Annotated in this window: 3 protein-coding genes; 2 read left to right on the top strand and 1 reads right to left on the bottom strand. The window is 27.5% G+C overall.

The annotated features are described in order from the left end of the window. Positions 1 to 16: 16 nt before the first annotated feature. Positions 17 to 1,936, top strand: coding sequence for a DUF294 nucleotidyltransferase-like domain-containing protein (locus HALO113_RS13515; protein ID WP_159779623.1), 1,920 nt, complete (start codon positions 17 to 19; stop codon positions 1,934 to 1,936). Between the two features lies 1 nt (position 1,937). Continuing rightward, positions 1,938 to 2,540: a PolC-type DNA polymerase III gene (locus HALO113_RS13510; protein ID WP_159779622.1), complete on the top strand. Its 603-nt coding sequence runs from the start codon at positions 1,938 to 1,940 to the stop codon at positions 2,538 to 2,540. Here HALO113_RS13510 and HALO113_RS13505 read toward each other — a convergent pair. Continuing rightward, positions 2,537 to 2,937 (bottom strand): GNAT family N-acetyltransferase (locus tag HALO113_RS13505; RefSeq protein WP_159779621.1); only part of this gene is annotated, 401 nt, incomplete at its 5' end. The two genes, HALO113_RS13510 and HALO113_RS13505, sit on opposite strands and share 4 nt — an antisense overlap.

The following is a 2,937-nucleotide window of genomic DNA, read 5'->3' as shown; positions in this document are numbered from 1 at the left end:
ATTGAGTCTTTAGTTTATGAAAAATGCGATAGCAGAAAGAATACATGATTTTTTAAGAAAATTGCATCCTTTTAAAAGTATAGATGATGATAATTTACTAGAAATTGCAAAAAATATTAGTGTACAATATCTAGAAAAAAATGATTATTTATTTAAAATTAATGATACCACGCACAATTTTTTTTATGTTGTAGCTAGTGGTGCTATTGGGTTAAGTATTACTTCAGACTCGGACGATGTCCTAATTGATAAATGTGATGAAGGGGATATTTTAGGTTTACGTCCTTTTTTTGCAAAAGACAACTATTTAATGAATGCTAAAGCGCGTGAAGAATCTATCATTTATGCAATACCTATAGAAGTTTTTAAACCTATTGTGATTAAAAATACTAAAGTATTAGAATTTTTATTGCAAAGCTTTGCTTCTAATACTAGAAATCCATTAGATAAAAAAAATAAAGGTAAATTATTATCCGAAAATGTAATATATGATGATAATTCGAATGAAATTCAATATTATCAACCTATACATTATACAAAAAATCCTGTAACAGCTTCAACACAAGATATTGTTAGACATGTTGCTCAAACTATGTCTAGCAAAAAAATAGGCAGTATTATTATTCATGAAAATAGATTACCTGTTGGTATATTAACAGATAAAGATTTACGATCAAAAATTGCAACTGGTTTATATCCTATTGATACTCCTATTGAAAAAATAATGTCATTTCCTGTTATAACTGTTGCCGAAAATATTTCAGTAGTTGAAGCACAAATGATGATGCTAAAACATAATGTAGGCCATTTGTGTGTAACAAAAGACGGAACCAATTTGTCTGAAATAAAAGGAATCATTTCAGAACATGATATAGTAGTAGCTCAAGCGAGTAATCCTGGTGTTTTATTACGACAAACGAGAAGAGCACAAAATACGGAAGACTTAAAAAATATTAGAGATAAAGTTACTGATTTAATTCAAAATTCAATAGATAAAGATATACCTATATATCATATATGTTCAATTGTGGGAGAAATAAACATTGCCATAACTAAAAGAGCTATTGAACAAGCTATTGAAAAATTGGGTAGTCCACCTCCCACTCAATTTGCATGGTTAAATGTAGGTAGTCAAGGAAGAAAAGAACAACTGTTAATGACAGATCAAGATAACGCATTAGTTTTTGAAAATGTAAGTGATGAACAATATGAAGAAGTAAAAAACTATTTTTTAAAATTAGCTGACATTGTTACAAAAAAACTAAACAAGATTGGATACGAATTTTGTCCAGCAAATATGATGGCTAGCAATCCAATGTGGTGCAAATCTCTGAATGAATGGCAAAATCAATTTTATAATTGGATACATTCTCCTGGCGAAAAAGGAATTTTAATGTGTACTATTTTCTTTGATTATGACTTTGTTTATGGAGATGAAAAATTAATGCATTCTATTACAGATACTATATTAAAAGAAACACATGACAATCAATTATTTTACGCCTATTTAGGTGCTAATGCATTAGAAAATCCTGTTCCCTTAGGTTTTTTTAGACAATTTTTAGTTGAAAATGATGGAGAGCATAAAGATACTTTTGACATTAAATCAAGAGCATTATTGCCATTAGTTGATGCAGCAAGAATATTGATTCTAAATGCTGGGATTAGAAATATCAATAATACAGCTCTTCGATATGCTAAATTAGCCGAAATTGAGCCTCAGAATGCTATTGTTTATAAATCTTGTGAAGAAGCATTTTTAGAATTACTAAAATTTAGAACTGAAGAAGGTTTAATGCATGATTCCGACGGAAGGTATTTAAATTTAAAAGAGTTGACTAAATTAGATAAAGTAAAACTTAAAAATGATTTTCAACCTATCAATGATGTACAAGAAATTATTAAAAACCGTTTTAAGTTAACCTATTTTACATAACATGATGTGGCCTTTTTCTGGTATAATTAAAGAGTATCCAACCTTTTGGAAAGATTATTTAGCTCATTTTAAAACAAATAAAAATGAGAAAAGATATGTCGTTTTTGATTGTGAAACCACTGGATTAGATACAACAAAAGATCGAATTTTATCTATTGGAGCAATCGCTATTACTAAGGATAGTATTATAATTAATGATTATTTTGAAGTTTTTATTTCGCAAACTGTTTTTAATGTAAAAAGCGTTCCCATACATGGTATTTTGAAGGAAGGAAATGAGATAAAAGTTTCAGAAGAAGAAGCGTTAAGCTCATTTTTGGAATATATTAGCAATGCCACTTTAGTAGGACATCACATTTCTTTTGATATTGAAATGATAAATGAAGCATTAGAAAGATTAGGTGCTGGAAGATTAAAAAATCAGTATATGGATACCGATATTATGTATCAAAAATTAAAATACTTACCTATTGAACAACATACTTCATTAGATGAGCTATGCGAAATTTATAAGATAAGAAAAACAGATAGACATACTTCAACTGGTGACGCATATATTACTGCCTTATTATTTTTAAAATTAAAAAGAAAATTAGAAATTTAAAAAGATATTTTTTTTTGAAAATGATATCCTAAAATTTTATAACCTTGATTAAAGTAAAATTTGTGTGACCTATAATTTTGAACATATGTATTCAATTCTATAGTTTCAAATTCATTTTGTTTTGCCCATTCTTCAATATAATTTAATAATATGGTTCCATATCCTTTAGAATGATGCTCTTTATCCAAAATAACATTATCAATTTCTAATTGTTTTCCAGAATAAATTCGTACCATTATCCATCCACAAGTTATGGCAATTAGTTTGTTTTCAAGATATAAACCAAAGCAAATATAATTTGAAAACTGAAACATTTCTTGTTGTCTTTTTTTAATCAAATTAATTTCCAAATCAGGATTTAATTGGTGCAATAAAAAGGTTACATCTTCTGTAAGTG

It is taken from the genome of Flavobacterium sp. 9AF, from assembly GCF_902506265.1.
GTDB lineage: Bacteria > Bacteroidota > Bacteroidia > Flavobacteriales > Flavobacteriaceae > Flavobacterium.
The sequence above is the reverse complement of the archived record's forward strand: the minus strand, read 5'-3'. Positions and strand labels throughout refer to the sequence as shown.